Here is an 18463-nt window from a genome sequence, read left to right as displayed (position 1 = left end):
TCCGGTTCCCACAGAACGTAGCGTGCGGATTTCCCGCACTACGCTCTTCAGCAGTTGATTTACAGTACAGCGATAGCTTGCAAAGCCCGGTAGGGCAAATGCAGCTTTGGTCGCATCAACGGAAACCGCGTCTTAATTTGATGAAACGCTTCCCACGTAACACCACCTGAACGGCTTCGGCTACTCAGCATTTTGCGCCAGTATCGCTCGACGCCCCTATGCACTTGCAGCAACGCCCGGAAGTTCCCGGCGATCCCATAGTAAGCATAGTGGCCGCGCAATACCCGGTTGAGCTTTTCGCTCTGTTCCCGAATCGACAAGTGCCTCGCCTGTCGCATCAAGTCTTGTAGGTTTGCCAGACTACGTCGCAATCGCGATTTCTCTGTACGCATCCCTACCTTGAATCTGCCCTTCAGGTTTTGCGTGCAATACAGGGTGAATCCCAGGAAGTAGATCGTCTCCGGCCTCTTCCGCCCGCTGTTGCCTGCATTCCTCGGTGCAAATCGACCAAATGCAACCAGCTTGGTCTTGCTTGGTTCAAGGGTCAAACCAAACTTTTCCAACCGTTTACGCAGAGCGTTCTGAACACGGCGTGCATCGGACTCGTATTGGACGTTCGCGTTGTCGAAGAAGCGGTACGCCGCCATTGTCTCGCCCCATCCGTTGCATGCCTTGGGAACGCTGGCCGTCGGTGCCGCCGCCATGCTCTCCATCAGTGTCCTCGCTCGCCGGTTCAGGCGCACATCGCCCAGATCGAGTTGTCCGAATTCTGTTGCCGTCCATGCTGTCGATCTACTTGCCATTTGCGCCATGCAAAAGGCAAGAGTAAACGCGATTTCGGCGCAGTTTACAAGTGCGCCGCTAAGCCGTTGAATGTAAACACATTTTTCAAGGCGTCAGATGTTGGCTGCAGAGTTGTGTATAACGAGGTGCCTTTATCGGCCTACCGACTATATCGCGTATGCCGCATGGACTCGTCCCGACGTGAGTACTGGCAATTGTCCATTGTGGGCGCGGCACCGCGCATCTCCGCAACACAGCGGAACAGGTTATGGCTGTACCGCCTTGACGAAAAAGACGATGAGAAAATCAAATCGGCCTCCGAGGTTTTGAGACCGGTTCAGTTGTGCGGCGTTAGTCCGATAGCGCTTTTCAAGACCGCATTTTCAATCTCGCTCCAGCTCAAGGCCTTAACCATATATGGTTGAAGCATCTTCAACTGGCGAATTTTGGCGTACCCATACGACGTCGCCCACAAAGAAATCATGCGCAAACGCCGCTCTCGCGCATCCAAATGCGGGACGGCAGCGCCAAGCATGCGGAAGTGGTTATCGTAAATCTGCTTCTGGCACTCATCAATTTCGGGATACCGCCCGGGTTCTTCAAGTAGTCCGCCCTCATATATCAGGATGAACATGCGCGGGTGGGCATCGACGAAACTAAAGAAGCCCCTTAATGCTGCCTTCAATCGACCGAGGTCGTCCATCGGAAGTGCTTCGCACTTCCGACGAATCATTTCCAATTCCTGAAAACCAAGTATCGCGACCTCCGCCAGTAGCGCGCTCCTGTCGGAAAAATGCCGATATGGCGCTCCGCGCGACACCTGCAACTCCTCGACAATCCCGCGCAACGAGACTAGTTCGTGGCCATCCCTTTCGACAATGACGCGGGCAGCCTGGATCAATTCGTTGCGCAAGTTGCCATGGTGGTAGGAGCGGGTCATAGGTAGATGTGATTTGCCAGAAAAATTTAATTATGCCACTATACGAACATGTAAGCGCCGCTTACATTGATGCAGAAAATTTTTTAAAACAAGCGCGTTCGCAATGCGATACAAAGGAGAAAGCAAGATGCCCTACCTCAAAAACACTTGGTACGTTGCAGCATGGGACCACGAAGTGTCCAGTAGCAATTTATTTCATCGCATCCTGTTGGGCGAGTCGATCTTGCTGTTTCGCGACAGCAAAAATACGGTTCAAGCAATTATTAACCGCTGTGTGCACCGATTCGCCCCCCTACATATGGGGCAGCGCGTCGGGGACAATGTCCAGTGCCGTTACCACGGGCTGGAGTTCAATGGGCGAGGACAGTGTGTTCATAACCCGCATGGCGATGGCGCCATCCCTAAGGCGGCAGTCGTCAGGAGTTTCCCGGTTCACGAGCGCCATAGTGCAATCTGGATCTGGATGGGCGACCCGGCGTTAGCGAATCCCGACCTGATCCCGGACTTCAGCTTCAACGATCCGGAAGCTAATTTTGTCGGGAAACGATATCTGCTCGCGAAAGCAAACTACCTGCTCGAGACCGACAACATCATGGACCTGAGCCATATCCAATATCTCCATCCCGGGTCATTGGGAAGTGACAATGTGGCGACTGCCACTATTGAACTGAAGCAGGACGGCGATACCATTTGGTCGAACCGGCTGGTTCACGGCGAAATCTTGCCTGACTTTCTTTACCGTGCATTCGGACTACCACAGGGAGCGGTAGTGGATCGATGGATCGATGTCCGTTGGAATGCGCCAGCGAACATGGCCTTGTTTACCGGCGCCGTGGCGACCGGCACACCACGGGGAAAAACCGGCGAAATTTCGGCTGCACATCTGTTCACTCCTGAATCCGAGACCACCACGCATTATTGGTTTTCCGTCGCCCTTCCAAGGCAAACGGGTGAAGCCGGCGCCGAGCTGGTGGAATTCAATATATGTGGTGTGACAGGTCCATTCACCAACGAAGACTTGCCCATGCTTGAAGCGCAACAACAGTCGATGGGAAATACAGATTTCTGGGCGATGAAACCTGTGCTGCTGCCTAGCGATGCACCTGCCATACGGGCCCGGCGCGCGATTGACAGGATGATCGCCGACGAACAATCGGCGGGGTAAGTTCATGGAACGCATACCGGTTAAAGTAGCCCGCATGTCGCTCGAAGCCACGGAAATCATGGGCATCGAACTGGCGAGTCTGGATGGAGGAAGCCTGCCGCCATTTACCGCGGGCTCGCACATCGACGTCCACCTTGGTGAGGGTTTGATACGCCAATATTCGCTTTGCAATGCACCACACGAAACCCATCGTTACGTCCTGGGCGTCCTTCTTGCCCCGGCCTCGCGTGGCGGGTCGACAGCAGTGCACACGAAGCTACGAGAGGGCGACGTTCTCGAGATTAGTGCTCCCAGAAATCAATTCCCACTGGTAACTGCCGCGCACAGTTTGCTCGTAGCTGGGGGCATTGGGATCACACCACTTCTCAGCATGGCGGAACACCTGAGTAAAACCCGCGCTTCTTTCAGGATGCACTACTGCGCTCGTTCACCAGATCGTGTCGCGTATCGTTCACGGATCGCCTGCAGTAGCTTCGCTGAGAAGGTTCACTTTCACTACGATACCGGAGAAGATCACCAACGAATGGACCTTGGGGAAATCTTTCAAGCGAATCATGTAGAGACCCATCTTTATGTCTGCGGTCCGGTGGGATTCATCGACTACGTTATCGACACGGCCCTCAAAGCGGAATGGGATGAACGATGCATTCATAGCGAGCTGTTTCAAGCTGCTAAATTAGACAAAGATGATGACGCTTTTGAAGTTGAAATCGCAAGCACTAGGCGCATCATCCCGGTCGCACCGGGCCAGTCGATAGCCGATGCTTTACTCAAGTGTGGAATTGACGTTCCGATGTCATGTGAGCAAGGAATTTGTGGGACATGCTTGACGAAGGTTATTAGCGGAATTCCCGATCATCGAGACACATTTCTCACCGATCAAGAACGTTCCGCCAACAACCAGATGACCTTGTGTTGCTCGCGATCCAAATCAAATCGACTGACCCTGGCTCTTTGAGCTTTCTAAGATCAAATATTGCGAAAAACGCATTAATCGGGATAGGGGGCGGCCACAATGACCGCGCCCACCGGGTCACCGGAGGCAGTCACCCGCCTCCGGTTCCCACAGAACGTAGCGTGCGGATTTCCCGCACTACGCTCTTCAGCAGTTGATTTACAGTACAGCGATAGCTTGCAAAGCCCGGTAGGGCAAATGCAGCTTTGGTCGCATCAACGGAAACCGCGTCTTAATTTGATGAAACGCTTCCCACGTAACACCACCTGAACGGCTTCGGCTACTCAGCATTTTGCGCCAGTATCGCTCGACGCCCCTATGCACTTGCAGCAACGCCCGGACCGGAGTTTACGATCTGCCGGGCCGGTTACGCCTGCATTGGCGCCATAGGCGCCACATGGCGGTGTTCCCCTTGAATTTTAGTACGATTCTTCATCCCGGGGTCAGTAGCAAGCTTAAACACCAGAACTGCTTCGGCCAGCGTAACAGCGTGCCTTTCCAGTGAGCGGGCTGCTGCTGCGGCGCTCTCAACCAGCGCTGAATTTTCCTGCGTTACATTGTTCATCTGTGCTACGGCCTGATCGACGCGCATGATCCCATTTCTTTGATCAGCACTTGCGGCGGCAATGCTTGCCATGATTTGCGTGACCTGCTCCACATCCGACATGATCTGCATCATGGAATTTCCTGCTTCGGAGGCCAGTCTTGTGCCAATACGCACTTTGGCGGATGAATCGCCGATCAGCATCTTGATTTCCTTCGCCGCCCCTGAGGATCTTTGCGCCAACGCGCGCACTTCGGCTGCCACCACCGCAAATCCACGTCCGTGTTCGCCAGCCCTCGCCGACTCCACTGCCGCATTCAATGCCAGGATATTCGTCTGAAAAGCAATTCCATCGATCACACTGATAATGTCCACGATCTTGTTGGCGGATTCGCTGATGGAGTTAATTGTTTCGACGACCTCCAGTACGACTGCGCTCCCTTTTTTCGCGCCTTCCGCAGCAGCGCTGACCGTCGTATTCGCCAACTCGGCATTCGCAGCATTCTGCCTGACCGCTTCAGTAAATGTCGACATCAGAGCAGCAGTCTGTTTCAGGCCTTGTGCTTGCTCCATGGTTCGCGCCGTGAGATCGACATTCCCCGCCGCAAGCTGGCTCGAAGTCGCCGCAATCGTCTCGGCATCATTTCGCACCTGCCCTACAAGGCCGGCAAGACTATCGCGCATGCGGCCCATCGCCGCCAGCAAACTGCTTTCGTCGCCGGGCCTGGTCCGCACATCAACGGCAAGATCGCCAGAGGCAATCCTTTCCGCGATGTCCATTGCGTAAGATAGCTCGCCACCGAGTTGGGCGAGCATGCCGCGAGCCAGAACGAGTGAAACTGCGGTGGCGACGACGACCGCCGCTATCCCCATGATGATCATCATCAGGCGCGCGTCTGCGTAGGAAGACTGCGCGTCCCGCGCTGCTTGCGCACTTAATTGCTCTTCCAGGGAAATCAGTTCGCCCAGCGACCGCATCCATATGGTCTGAACAGGGAGCAATTCCCTGATCAAGACGGTATAGACTTGATCCGCTTGTGCCGCCATCGCCAGTTCCGAAGCCTGTTCAATCAACGGCAATGCTTTGCCGTCAAGTTCCCTGATCCTCCTTAGCAGTGATGCTTCATTCGTAGAAGCACCCTTTTGTGCGGCGATCATCTGCTCCAGCTGGTCACGGGCATCCGCGTATTTTTTCTTCTCTGCCGCAATACGCTCGATTTCCGGCTCCATCTCCGAGCGCGAGCCGACGAGTGCCATATTGCGCAATGCGACCATTCTTTCATAGACGGTTTCTCGCATCGTTATGGCAAGCTTCGACTTTACATTGTTGCCCGTGGTGATTTCGTCCATGCGGTGCTGGTTCTGCGCCATGCGCGTGATACCAAGAACCGAAACGATCCCCAGCATGAAAACCATCAAGGCAAACCCCATCCTGAGCCGGGTCGCAATGGTAAGTCGCTCGAGCTTAAGGTTCATTCTCCTATCCACCTTCCTTGTCAGATACTCGCGCGGCAACGATATTAAATCCTCCGCGATTTGACCTAGACGGCCAACTCTCTTAAGCGGGGCACACCAAGCTCCTTTAGCGGTTGCGGTTGCGGCTTCAACAGAAAGTGAGCCAGTGCCGGCAGCAAGACCAGCGCACCAACCATGTTCCAGAGGAACATGAATGCAAGCAGGATTCCCATATCGCTTTGGAACTTGATAGGAGAAAGGACCCAGGTCAGAACACCGATTGCAAGCGTGACTCCGGTGAGGAGGACCACCTTTCCGGTGAATCTTAGAGCCGTGCGGTAGGCTTCGGACAGAGATGCGCCCTCGCGTAACCGTGCAAGCAGAATGCTCATGACATACAGGGCGTAATCAACACCGATCCCTACGCCAAGCGCAATAACGGGTAACGTAGAGACTTTTACTCCGATGCCCAAGGCGACCATCAGAGCCTCGCAGAGAATTGAGGTCACCGCCAATGGGATAACCGTACAAATGACTGCCCTCCAGGAGCGGAAAGTGATGAAACACAGAACTACGACGGCTCCATAAACCCACAGCAACATGTCCCGGTTGGCCTTTTTGACGACAATATTGGTTGCTGCCTCGATCCCGGCATTACCTGCGGCCAGCATGAACTGCACGTCTGGAGTGTTGTGCACGGAGGCGAATTTCTCGACGGCGTCCACAACGCTTGTGAGCGTGTCTGCCTTGTGGTCCTTAAGATAGGCATACACGGTGAGCAGATTGCATGTTTCGTTATACAAGCCTCGCGGCGCACCCGCTGTAATCGTATTGGCCATGCTTTGGCTGTACAACACGTCATACCATTTCGGATTGCCTTCGTTCAGGCCAGCGCTCATCGATCTGTTCAAGCGAGCCAGGGAATTGGTCGCTTCCACACCAGGCAGTTGCGCCAACTCCCATTCCAATCTATCAACCTTCATCAAGGTATCCACGTTCGAGCATTCTTGCTCAGGCGTCTTGACCATCACAGCCAGCACGTCGTTACTGGCACCATAATGCTCTGTCAGGTATGCCGAGTCGCGGTTGTATCTACTATCGGGCCGCAGTTCCGGTGCACCAGGATCAAGGTCGCCGATTTTCAAATGAGCGCTGACGATCACACCGGCAAGCGTCAAACCTGCACTCAGAATAACCGCCACACTCGCCCCGCGTCGACGGGTGAAGAGGTCAAGAAAGCGCCAGAGCGCCGGTTGCGCAGCACCGTTCTCTTCCGCCACTTCTTCGCGCAAGCTGCGCGCCGCAGCAGTGCGACTCACGCCGAGGAAACTCAGCAGAATCGGGAGCAGGATGAGGTTTGTAAAAATCAGTACGGCCACGCCAAGACTCGCGATCAATGCCAGATCGCGAATCACCTCGATGTTAATCAACATGAGCACGGCAAATCCGACTGCATCGGCCAGCAATGCCATAAGCCCCGCCAGAAACAGGCGCCGGAAAGTAAAGCGCGCTGCAACGACATTGTGCATCCCGCGTCCGATGTCCTGCATGATGCCATTCATCTTCTGTGCACCATGACTCATCCCGATTGCGAACACCAGGAACGGCACCAGGACCGAGTACGGATCCAATTCATAGCCAAGCAGCGGTAGCAGCCCCAGTTGCCAGACAACGGCGATGAGGGAACAAGAAACCACCAACACCGTGCTGCGAATGCAGCGGGTGTACAGATAAAGCATTCCCGTGGTAATGGCGATAGCGGCAATGAAGAACCCGAGGATACCCCGTAATCCGTCAATGAGATCGCCGACCACCTTGGCGAAGCCAGTGATCCTGATATCAACGACTTCACCGCCATAATTTTTCCGCAATTTCTCGAGGCCCAAGGAGAAGGCAGCATAGTCGAGCGGCTTGCCGTCCTGGGTCTTCGCGAGAAGAGGGACATAAATGATGCTTGACCGCTGATCACGCGCGACCAGTTGGCCGATCTCGTTGGATCGATCCACATTGCGCTTCAAGCGCTCAATAGAATTGGCGGAGGCGTCGTAGTCGTCAGGGATCACCGGACCGCCTTCCAGGCCCTCCTCTGTGACGCTGACCCATCTTGTCGTCGGCGTCCACAGCGACTTCATGTATGTACGATCGACTCCTGGCAATAGAAAGACATCATCGCTAAGCCTGCGTAGAACGTCCAGGTAATGCGCGTCGTAGATCGTTCCATTTTTTGCCACCACGACAAGGCGAACCGCATTGCCAAGGCCGCTCAAATCGCCACGATACTTCAGGTAGTTTGCGATATACGGATGGTCCGTCGGGATCATTTTCTCGAAGCTCGCGTTCAGTTGGAGCCGTGGAATTTGCAAGCCGAGCACGATTGTGACGAACAGGCACAGTATCAAGACAATGAGACGGTGGTTGAACAGCGCACGCTCCAACAAGGAACCGGAGTGGCGGTCGAATGCAGCGAGATCGGTGCTCGCCTCGTTTTTTGTGGACGCTGAAGTTTGCATTGAGATTTATTGACGAATGCGGAAGCCATTGGCTTCGGTGATAGGCAACCGTACTGGGCCGGCATAAGTGGCAGCAAACAGACTGCCATCAGGGGACTGTGCGACTGCGGTGATTGGAGCGACTTCCAATGACGGCAATCGATTCAATGAGTTCGCTTGATCAGTGCTGGCAAGTAGCGCCCCGGCCTGGTTGACGAAAAGGATTCCACCGCCCCTGGTTACGAGCGTCTGCCCAATTGTGATCGGCACATCAATGCTACTTGGCGTCCACTCTTCCCCGTTAGCATCGGACCGGTAGATTTGACCGCGGAGTCCGGCGATGATGATCCGGTCGCCGATTCCGCCAACGGAAAACCAACTGCCGCGGTAAGGAGTGGGTATCGGGTTAAAATGTGTACCGCCATTGGTTGAGCGCAGGATAAGCCCTTGTTCGCCGACCAGGAAGACGGTCCTGCCCTTGACGTACAGCGCATTGAGATGCAGGCTCTTCGGGTTGTCCATGCGAGCACGCCACGAAGACCATGTCGCGCCGCCATCTTCGGTTCCGTAGGCCATGCCGTACGCGCCAATGGCAAATCCACGCTGCGCGTCCCAGAAATGCACCGCCAGGAAGGGTTTGTCCGGACCGTCGGCCACGAGCCGTTCCGCGTCTCTCAAGCGGGCTTGATCTCCGCTTTCCTGTGCTGCCTTCAGCTCAATTTCAGCACCGGCACGTCCATCCAACTGATGGACCCAGCTTAGTCCGCCATCCCTGGTATGCAGTACGACTCCACCATGGCCGACGGCCCAGCCTTCGGATGGGGTCGGGAATGCAAGTGCGGTGAGCGTAACCGAGACCGGCACCTTGGCCTGTTTCCAGGTCTTTGCTCCATTGTCCGATAGCAGAATAATTCCCCGCTCGCCCGCAGCGATAATGCGGTTGCCGGCGGTTGCGACCGCAAGCATTACCGCATGACTCGCCTTCGGCGCGAGTGTGGCTTCTCGCCGCAGTGGATCAGTGGAAGACTGCGGAGCGCTTATCGCCCCCCGCGAGATTGCAAAAATCGCAAACAACACTGCAATCGTGAAAATTCGTGAAAAAGTCATACTATGTCGTTCTCATTTGATGCGCGCGCCGGCCCAGGGGGCCGGCGCCTGGAGAGGAAATTTAGCGAATGCTTTCGGTGATGAGCCCGTCAGGTGTGAACACTGAATCGGGATAGCGCGGCATGACTTTGAACTGCGTCGACTTTTCATTAACCAGCACGTTAGTGTAGGACGTTCCAGTTACAAGATCGTAGAAGCCGAACGTTGCAGATGAAGTTGCCGGAAGATCGGGCATGACGATGGAACTCATCCACATCGTTTTCCATAACTGACCGTTAGCGTCCCAGCGGTCAGCCAAAACACCATTCCAGGTATCTTCATCGAAGTAATACTTGCTCTTCGGTGCCTGGTGGCGTTTACCCTCTTTGAGCTCAGCTTCCACGACCCAGACCCGGTGTAATTCCCAACGCATGACGTCCGGATTGATGTGGTGCTGACTAAGCACTTCGTCCTGTTTGGTCGGCTTCAACAGCTTATTGCTGTTGTAGGGAATGATCATTTCCTTTTTCCCTAACAGCTTCCAGTTAAAACGCCCGTTGGGACCGGCAAAGACCTCGATATCGTCGACGCTCATTACGCCGGCTGTCGCGGGTGTTGGGGTATCACAGCAGGCATTCGGGAGCTTGCGAACACGCCGCTGCCCTGGAAGATAAACCCAGGTCTGCTCTTCCCCATTCACATTGAACCGGGCAACAATCCCCTCCCCAGCTCGCACCGCGGGACCGCTATTCATCACGCGTAACGTCCAATAATCGCCACCGAATTTGTCGACTGATCCATCTTTGGCGTAGTAAGGCATTTGCTGATTGGCTTGCGCATCAACGGTCATGACTTTGCGGCCGTCTGCTGTACCAAGTACGCCTTGCATCAAGTAAGAGATCGACTCCCCGCGCCAGCGCAGCAAATGATTCCAGAGCACTTCCACGCCCGTCTTGGGAATCGGGAATGGAATGCCGCCATATGCGCCCTCCGGTATCGCTCCGAGCGGCCCCTCAACAATCTTTGCACGTGTGGCGTTCTTGAACGTGTTGTCATACACCCACTGTGGAGCGGCTGCGGTCCTTCTCGTGGGATAGACATCAATGCGGTACGTCCCCGGATATTTCTGGAAAAGTGCTTTGGCGCCGTCCGTCAACTTGTCAGCGTATTGATTGACGTTCTTCGCAGTGATACTGAAAAGAGGTTTGTCTTCGGCAAACGGGTCGTCACGTCGGCCACCGTTTTTGAAGCCCGAAATGGCCGTCGTGTAGCCCCCACTCCAGGCAGGAATGCTTCCATCCTTGTTACCCGCCTTCTCTGCGCCGAAGGGTGTTAAGGTGCTTTTCAGTTGTTCAGCCTCGCTTGCTGGCACTGCAGCCAAAGCGCCGAACGAAAGCGCGCCGCCAAGCGCCACTACTGCAGCCTGCCATATGACGTTTTTACTATTCATGTTGTCTCCGTGAATATTGTGAGTAATTAGAAAGTGCGGCGCAGAGAGAAGGCCACGAAATCGCGGTCCTTCAGACTCTGGCCATAGCTGAACGAGTTATTGCTGTCGAGGAAAGTCTTCGCGCCCCCGTAGTAGTGCGTGTAGGCGAGGCTGAATTGCCAGGCGTCGAGATAGTTGCCGTTCACACCGATCGTCAGATCACCGCCCCCATCTGCGGGGAACGCTCCTGAACCGAGCGCCATGGACCGTGATCCATGTGGGGCAAAACCGATACTGATCGGCACACTCAGGTCCAGGCCTGGCAGCGCCTGCCGGTACTTCGGCTCAAACAAGATGCGCAGCGCCACAGCATCACGGGTAGCGTTATTGTCAATCACGCCTTGACGAGTTTGCGGGTCAAACACCGAGCAGTTGGTTTTACAGCTCAAGACCCGGTTCCAGGCAAGCTCCGCTGCGACGTTGGCTTCTCGAAAGAGAACCGTCGGATCCATACTCCAGAGCATGGATACGTTGACGTGCGCAGTACGCCCGACAGCGTAAGAAGGATTATTCGTGTTATTCGTTGCCGGGGACCCAAAAGCACGGCTCACATCGACAGCGTGACCGGCACTTGCCAGGTCCTGATTGTTGCGAATTGACGCCTCCACCGCGATGTTTGCAGGGCCGAATGTGCGGCTCGCGCTGACGCCCATCGCAGTGATTTTCTGTTGGTAGGTCACGTAGTAGCTACCCGGAACAAGTGTAGGGGCACCACCCGGCGTCAAATTGATCAGGTTCGTGACCAGTTGCGGCGATTTATCGTGGAAGCGAATTGCATATAGACCGTAGTCTGTATCAGCATGCCGGAAACGAAGCTGCACACCACCTTGGCCGGAATCTTTCGGCAGAAGGTCTGCCTGCCGCGGTGCTGCACCTAATGGGCCCAGCAGTATCTGTTCTCCACCATCGACATTGGTATCGACCTGGGAAAAATAACTCCCTACGGCTGGCAGCCGGTTCGACTGATAGCGGAACTGGTAGTAGGCGCCTAATGCGAGATTCGGCGTCAGTTGGATTTGCCCGGACACCTGAGGTACAGGGCGGATCGCTTCCTTGAATTGGGTGCCCGGCACGGAAATCAACTTCGTGACGTCAACTGGCGCCATTCCCCCGGCAATTGCATTGCCCCCATAAAAGAGGCTCTCCCCCCAAACCATTCCATGCTGGCCGAGGCGCACCAATGCCCGGGAATCCCCCAAATCAAAGCGGGTAAATACGAACGCATCGAGGAGCTCTGCCTTTTGGCCGTGGAGATCCCTGGTGCGTTCAGTGAAGTTGTTGTATGGCCGCGAGCTATTATTGGGGAAAGCTCCCCCAGCAAAGCCGGGATTGTCATTACTGCGGTTGTACACACTGTCGTACCATGCCGCACCGCTGATACGCGCTCCCATGTCCTCATACTGAACGTCAAATTCGCTCAGAATGTCGAGCCTGTTGCTAATCACCCCCTTATTGAAATTGCGATTACCATCATCTGCATTGGGATTGCCTAGCAGGACCGGATTTTGGCCCTTGACCCGAAATGCATTGCTGTATTTGATCGTGTTATCCCATGTCATCTTGAGGCCAGGCGTATCCGTCTCGATGGTGAATGCATTGACGGATGAGCCAATGCTCATAAAGGCTCCGGTGATGGCGAGAGCGATTGCCTTCCGCTTTACTACACGGTGCGTGGTGAAGCGGTAGTGGGACTGCAGATTTGTCATTTTGTCTCCTACTAATTATCTAGTTATAAGAATGTGCTACCGGTTAGAAAAAGTATTTAAGTCCAGTCTCTCCCGCACTGAAATTTCTTTTGCTACGATCAGGGTTTTCCCCAGCACCCTAATTCACAACCAACAATGCAAGCCTATGGCCAGCTCACCCGGTTATCAATCGACTGTGCTATATCACCGTCATCACTTCCAGCAATGACAAATCGATAGTGTCGATATGTTGAGTGGTAAATGGGCACGGTTCGCGACAAGCCCCCATGGAGCTGATGCTCGCCCCCAGCTCGACAAGTCACCTGTCGAGCCATTCGAGCGGTCACCTTCAGGCATGAGTGAGAATTTCCGAGAAATTCGTCTTCATCTATATGGTTTTGACCCTTTGGGCAATTCTCATCTCCATTTTTCTTTGTAGTACGCCGAATGGCTTAACGGAGAGAGTACATATTGACTCCGCCTATCTCTTGCAGATTTTTGCTCTTGCTTGTTTTATTTTGCTAAAAACTGCGCATTTCCACGGCACTCGGTTTTTCTTGTATCCGGCCTGAGTAAAGGGCTATTGCTGTGTGTTAATAGCGCCCTTGGTATGCCGGCATGACCTCTCTGCATCGCTGAATGGACACGCGCCACACCACCCGGAAGGTTTTCGTGCGAGTCAAGTAGGGTAAGTTACGGAAGGTGGGGTTGCCGCTGTCAAAGCGGGTGGCCACTAATGGAGGCAAGCGCGCCAGTGTTCGGCTCATGGCGATGTTGGGAAAGAACACTCGACCAATTGCGGCTGAATTGCACTTCAATCAATCGACGGTCGTGCACCGCCGGCGAAATGATGCAAGAAACAGGTAGCAGCAGTCAGGTACAAGAATCCTGGCGTGCAAAATACTTAGGCTGCACCAAAGAGAAACCAAGATTGGGAAACGGGTGAAGCTCGCCGGAAGGCGTGGAGCGAAGCTTCGCAAAAAATCCAAGAGAAGGCACGTCCATTGCATCTTTCCTGCAAATGCATTACTCTTAAAATCTCAATTTTCGTCTCCACGCTGTTCGATGTCGCAACTCAGCCCAGTTCAAACGCGAGTGCAGGTGCGCAACACTCCATCTGGTGTATTGCGCCCTTTCATCGACAGCCTCGATATCAAAGTATCAAGCCACGGTGCGCCATGGGACGACGCATTGTCTGCCGAGCATGTACTGGTCGCGCCGTGCGAAATGGAAGACTGTTACATCGGCCGCACGACAATCGTACAGCCTCTGGTAGATCAACACATCGCAGTTCAACGACTTGGCGCACGAAGTCTCTATGAGACAGGCTCAGTAGAGGGCGTGATCCACATCGACCCTCTTGGTTCATTGACGGGGGCTCGCTGGAGGGATCCGTTGAATGTACTATTTCTCATGCCTTCAGAGTCGACATTCCAGCGAGTACTTGGAGAGCTGCGCAGCGTTCCATCAAGATTCGAGTTGATGCGTTCCAGTTACGTGCAGGATGCACAGATTCGACAAATTGGGCTTGCCATCCTTGCAGAATGCCGGAGCGGGTTCTCGTCCGGACGGCTTTACGGCGAATCATTGGCTATTGCTCTAGCGGCAAGATTAGTCACCTGCTATTCATCTCACCCACTGAATCTGCCCGGTGAAAAAACGGGGCTACCCGCATGGCGACTTCGCCGAGTGATAGATTTCATTGAGGAAAATATTGGCGCCGAGCTTGGTCTCACGGACATAGCTACTGTCGCAGGATTTAGCGACTACCACTTCAGCAGGATGTTTAAGCTCAGCACCGGACTGACACCACATCGCTACGTCATGGAGCGTCGAGTTGCACGGGCAAAGGAATTGCTCGCACACAGCCCTATGTCCATCGGGGAACTCAGCACCTGCTTAGGATTCGGTGACCAAGCTCATCTTACAACGGTTTTCAAGCGTCTTACGGGCACAACTCCCAAGAATTTCCGTGAACAAGCTGTGTAACTAAAAATGCGCCGGGCATCTCGGAAAATTCTCGCCGGTCTTGTCGGTCAAGATACGAATGGATGCAACTCACAAATTTGAAATTGCAGATATACTTGCCAGTTAGAAGAGTTTTGCATGGCACTTACGTTACTGTGTGAAGTTGCGCGGGAGGCGTGATGGCGGAACATGTCGTTCAATTTTACGAGAATGATCAATTTCTCATAGAAAAAGTTTCAGACTTTATCAGCGCGGGCCTGGATGCCGGAGCCGCAGGTATCGTCATTGCGACCGCTGTCCATCTGCAGGCGCTTGAGAAAAGCTTGCGGATAAGCTCGGATCAAGAAAATTATATTGCACTGGAAGCAGAAAGCCTGCTGTCAAAATTCATGATTGACGGCAGGCCGCATGAGCAGCGCTTCAGGGAGGTCATGGGCGACATTCTCACGCAGGCATCGGCGAACGGCAGCCGTCGCGTGCGCGCTTTTGGCGAAATGGCGGCCTTGTTGTACGCAACGGAAAATCACGCAGCGGCAATCCGCCTCGAACAACTGTGGAATGATCTCGCCAAAGATTATGCTTTTTCCCTGCTGTGCGCTTACCCGATGGCGGCTTTTTCCGGCGAGGAGCATTGCAAGTCCTTCTTTCACGTTTGTACCGCGCATTCCGAGGTCTGTCCGGCACCAGGCAAGCAGGAGTCGCCCGGCCCGGCCGATCTCCAACGGTCGATTGCGTTGCTCCAGCAAAGAACCCACGCCCTTGAAACCGAGGTAGCCAGGCGCCAACAGGCGCAACAACTGTTGCAGGAAAGCGAAGAGCGTTTTCGCAGCCTGGTGCACATGTCATCCGACTGGTACTGGGAACAGGATGCGCAAATGCGTTTTACGCGCGTCTTCGCGCATCGGGCCGGCGCCTCCAGCGTCGCACCCGAGTCGATGGTGGGAATGGCACCAATAAAACTCTCGACGCATTGGGATGCATCCAAGCAGCTCGCGTTCGAGACCGCCTGGGTAAGCAGACAGCCATATCATGATCTGGAATCCTGCCTGAACACTCCTGGCAGCCCCACGCGTCATTTCCGCAGCAGTGGGCAACCGATGTTCGACGCGGCTGGGCAGTTCATCGGTTACCAGGGCGTCACCAAGGAGGTCACCGAGCATGTGCGCAATATTGAAGACTTGCGGCGCTTTCGCGCGGCCATGGACGCAACTGCCGACGCCATTTTTCTGGTTGACCATGGCAGCCTGATGTTTGTCGATGCCAATGCAACCGCTTGCCGCCTGGTAGGCTATACCCGTGAGGAGTTGCTGCGCTTGAGCGGCGCAGACCTTGGCTCAGTTTCACCGGAGGTTCTGCGTTCACTGTCCGAGGACCTGGTCCGGGGCAAGGACCGGGGCGTGGAAACGATCTGGATGCGCCACAAGGATGGCTCACGATTATCGGTAGAAATGCAGCGCCACGCACTGCATTCCGGCCAGGACTGGATCATTGTGGTGGTAGCCCGCGATATCACGGAGCGCAAACGCACCGAAGCTGCCTTGCGACAGTCACAGGAAGATCTGCGCCAGCTGGCTGCACATCAGGAACATATCAAGGAAGAAGAGCGCAAGTGCATTGCCCGTGAAATCCACGATGAGCTGGGCGGGGTTCTGACTGGCATCAAGGCCAATATCTCCGTGTCTCTTGCCCGTGCCGCCGGCGCCGGTCGCCTCCCCGATCCGCTGCTGGTGGATTCCGCCAGCCTGGCCGATGCAGCAATTGAAACCGTGCGCCGCGTGATCACCGACCTGCGTCCCAGCGTCCTGGACCAGTTGGGCGTGTGGGCGGCACTGGACTGGTATGCAGGACAAATTCAGGAACGCACAGGCTTGCAATGCCGTTGCGTCGTCAGCAATAGCGCGGCGATTACCGAGCTTGACCCTGAACGCAGCACCATGCTGTTCCGTGTTGTTCAGGAAGCGCTGACCAATGTCGTGCGCCATGCCGCGGCATCGCATGTGACAATCAGTGTCCTGCGCGAACAGGACGACATCGTCGTCGAAATCAGGGATGATGGCAAAGGCATGGATATGCAAAGGCTGCTCGATGGCCAGTCATGGGGCATCTTGGGCATGCATGAGCGCACTCGCCACTTCGGCGGCAACATTAATATAGATGGAACACTCGGAAAGGGCACGGCAGTATTGTTGCGCCTGCCGCTGGAGCAAGAAGATGTCAAATAATAAAATGATCAGGGTCTTGCTGGTGGATGACCATACTGTCGCGCGCAATGGCGTGCGACTCATGCTCAGCGAAGCGCAGGATATCGAGGTGAAATACGAAGCCGAAAGCGCCGAGGAAGCAATACGCCTGGTGCGCGAGCACGAATTCGATGTTGCGCTGCTGGATATCGCCCTGCCGGGGAAAAATGGCCTGGACCTGCTGAAGCTATTGCATATTGAACATCCGAAACTGGCGGTATTGATATTGTCGATGTATTCGGAAGAAGTGTATGCGCTCAGGGCACTCAAGCTGGGAGCGGCCGGCTATCTGACTAAAAGCAACCCGGCTGCGACCATGGTTGCCGCAGTGCGCAAGGCCGCTGCGGGCGGCAAGTACATCAGCCCGAGCCTGGTGGAAAAGCTAGCGGACATGCTCGGCAATGAAAGCAGGATGCCGCACGAAACCCTGTCCGATCGCGAGCTGGAGATTCTGAAACTGATCGCCGCGGGCGAGAGCCTGGTCAAGATTGGCTTGACGCTGCATCTGAGTCCGAAAACCATCACCACTTACCGCACGCGGATTCTGGAAAAACTGGACTTGAGCACCAATGCCGAACTGGCCCGCTATGCCCGCGCCAACGGCCTGCTGATGTGAGCATGCGCCTCGCCATCAAATCAGCAGTTTGCGATATCGCGTAGGAAATTTCCTAACCAACAACCATAACTTCCCTCACGAAAATTCGCTTTTTCCCCGATAGTCCCCTCTCCTCACTTTGTAGATACTTTCCCTTAACGCAACACAGGGAAAGCGCATGCGACGACCCTGTTCTTGCGCACTACCGAAACCAAGGAAAGAAGACATGAAACGAATTGCACTGGTAACTGGCGGCATGGGCGGACTCGGCGAAGCGATTTGTATGAAGCTCGCTGCATTGGGCTACAAGGTGATTACCACCTACTCGCCGGGCAATAGCAAGGCATCGCAATGGCTGGCCGACATGGAACGGCAGGGATACAATTTCCAGGCGTATCCATGCGATGTCGCTGATTACGATGCGGCCCAGGCATGCGTCACCCAGATTACCAAGGAACTGGGACCCATCGATGTGCTGGTCAATAACGCCGGCATCACACGCGACACGACCTTCAAGAAAATGGACAAGACAGATTGGGATGCGGTCATCCGCACCAACCTGGATTCGGTTTTCAACATGACCAAGCCGGTGTGCGATGCCATGACCGAGCGCGGCTGGGGCCGCATCATCAACATTTCCTCGGTCAATGGCCAGAAGGGCGCCTTCGGCCAGACCAACTATTCCGCCGCCAAGGCCGGCATGCATGGTTTCACCAAGGCGCTGGCGCTGGAAGTGGCCCGCAAAGGGGTGACGGTCAATACCATTTCGCCGGGCTATATCGGCACCAAGATGGTGATGGCGATTCCGGCGGAGGTCCTCGACAGCAAGATCATTCCGCAAATCCCGATGGGACGTCTGGGCAAGCCGGAAGAAGTGGCGGGACTGGTTGCCTATCTGGCTTCGGACGAGGCGGCCTTCGTCACTGGCGCCAATATCGCCATCAATGGCGGCCAGCACATGCAGTGATGTGCCAGGCAGTCCGGTCTCGCCGGACGCTTGTTTTTCTGAGCAGACAGCGCATCAGGCCATCTGTCCGATGGCCTGGCGGAACTCATTTCCCCCATGACG

General features: G+C 54.9%; 13 protein-coding genes. 6 read left to right on the top strand and 7 right to left on the bottom strand.

Annotated elements, in window-relative coordinates; genetic code table 11:
- Nucleotides 1-59: 59 nt before the first annotated feature.
- Both D3878_RS24750 and D3878_RS22430 read right to left on the bottom strand, forming a co-directional pair.
- Nucleotides 60-812: an IS4/Tn5 family transposase DNA-binding protein gene (locus D3878_RS24750; protein ID WP_119787488.1), complete on the bottom strand. Its 753-nt coding sequence runs from the start codon at nt 810-812 to the stop codon at nt 60-62.
- A 308-nt stretch (nt 813-1120) separates the two neighbouring features.
- The gene (locus D3878_RS22430) at nt 1121-1723 is read right to left on the bottom strand and encodes a TetR/AcrR family transcriptional regulator (RefSeq protein ID WP_119787487.1); all 603 of its coding nucleotides are present in this window, start codon (nt 1721-1723) and stop codon (nt 1121-1123) included.
- A 127-nt stretch (nt 1724-1850) separates the two neighbouring features.
- Here D3878_RS22430 and D3878_RS22425 point away from each other — a divergent pair, with 127 nt between their 5' ends.
- Both D3878_RS22425 and D3878_RS22420 read left to right on the top strand, forming a co-directional pair.
- Nucleotides 1851-2888, top strand: a complete 1038-nt coding sequence (locus D3878_RS22425) for an aromatic ring-hydroxylating oxygenase subunit alpha (protein ID WP_119787486.1) — start codon at nt 1851-1853, stop codon at nt 2886-2888.
- 4 nt (nt 2889-2892) lie between these two features.
- Nucleotides 2893-3846, top strand: a complete 954-nt coding sequence (locus D3878_RS22420) for a PDR/VanB family oxidoreductase (protein WP_119787485.1) — start codon at nt 2893-2895, stop codon at nt 3844-3846.
- Nucleotides 3847-4210: 364 nt separating this feature from the next.
- Here the strand turns inward: D3878_RS22420 and D3878_RS22415 are convergent, their stop codons facing one another.
- The 5 genes from D3878_RS22415 to D3878_RS22395 all read right to left on the bottom strand — a co-directional run bounded on the left by D3878_RS22415 (nt 4211) and on the right by D3878_RS22395 (nt 12612).
- Nucleotides 4211-5863 carry a methyl-accepting chemotaxis protein gene (locus D3878_RS22415; protein WP_119787484.1) on the bottom strand — a complete coding sequence of 551 codons (1653 nt, stop codon included), beginning with the start codon at nt 5861-5863 and terminating at the stop codon, nt 4211-4213.
- Between the two features lie 65 nt (nt 5864-5928).
- Nucleotides 5929-8352, bottom strand: a complete 2424-nt coding sequence (locus D3878_RS22410) for an efflux RND transporter permease subunit (RefSeq protein ID WP_119787483.1) — start codon at nt 8350-8352, stop codon at nt 5929-5931.
- A 6-nt stretch (nt 8353-8358) separates the two neighbouring features.
- Nucleotides 8359-9438 (bottom strand): WD40/YVTN/BNR-like repeat-containing protein, encoded by a 1080-nt coding sequence (locus D3878_RS22405; RefSeq protein ID WP_119787482.1) that lies wholly within the window; start codon nt 9436-9438, stop codon nt 8359-8361.
- Between the two features lie 61 nt (nt 9439-9499).
- Nucleotides 9500-10867 carry a DUF1329 domain-containing protein gene (locus tag D3878_RS22400; protein WP_119787481.1) on the bottom strand — a complete coding sequence of 456 codons (1368 nt, stop codon included), beginning with the start codon at nt 10865-10867 and terminating at the stop codon, nt 9500-9502.
- Nucleotides 10868-10893: 26 nt separating this feature from the next.
- Nucleotides 10894-12612 (bottom strand): DUF1302 domain-containing protein, encoded by a 1719-nt coding sequence (locus D3878_RS22395; protein ID WP_233556433.1) that lies wholly within the window; start codon nt 12610-12612, stop codon nt 10894-10896.
- Nucleotides 12613-13656: 1044 nt separating this feature from the next.
- On the opposite strand from D3878_RS22395, the gene D3878_RS22390 reads away from it, so the two are divergent.
- The 4 genes from D3878_RS22390 (at nt 13657) to phbB (ending at nt 18361) form a co-directional block, all read left to right on the top strand.
- On the top strand, nt 13657-14580 hold the full coding sequence (locus tag D3878_RS22390) for a helix-turn-helix domain-containing protein (RefSeq protein WP_119787480.1): 924 nt from the start codon (nt 13657-13659) through the stop codon (nt 14578-14580).
- Nucleotides 14581-14738: 158 nt separating this feature from the next.
- Nucleotides 14739-16781: an MEDS domain-containing protein gene (locus D3878_RS22385; RefSeq protein ID WP_119787479.1), complete on the top strand. Its 2043-nt coding sequence runs from the start codon at nt 14739-14741 to the stop codon at nt 16779-16781.
- Nucleotides 16771-17415: a response regulator gene (locus D3878_RS22380; protein ID WP_119787478.1), complete on the top strand. Its 645-nt coding sequence runs from the start codon at nt 16771-16773 to the stop codon at nt 17413-17415. Before D3878_RS22385 ends, D3878_RS22380 begins: the two co-directional genes overlap by 11 nt.
- 205 nt (nt 17416-17620) lie before the next feature.
- Nucleotides 17621-18361 (top strand): beta-ketoacyl-ACP reductase, encoded by a 741-nt coding sequence (gene phbB, locus D3878_RS22375; RefSeq protein ID WP_119787477.1) that lies wholly within the window; start codon nt 17621-17623, stop codon nt 18359-18361.
- The last annotated feature ends 102 nt before the right edge of the window (nt 18362-18463 follow it).

This window comes from Noviherbaspirillum sedimenti (genome assembly GCF_003590835.1).
Taxonomy (GTDB): domain Bacteria; phylum Pseudomonadota; class Gammaproteobacteria; order Burkholderiales; family Burkholderiaceae_D; genus Paucimonas; species Paucimonas sedimenti.
This window is presented reverse-complemented; position numbering and strand designations above follow the sequence as displayed.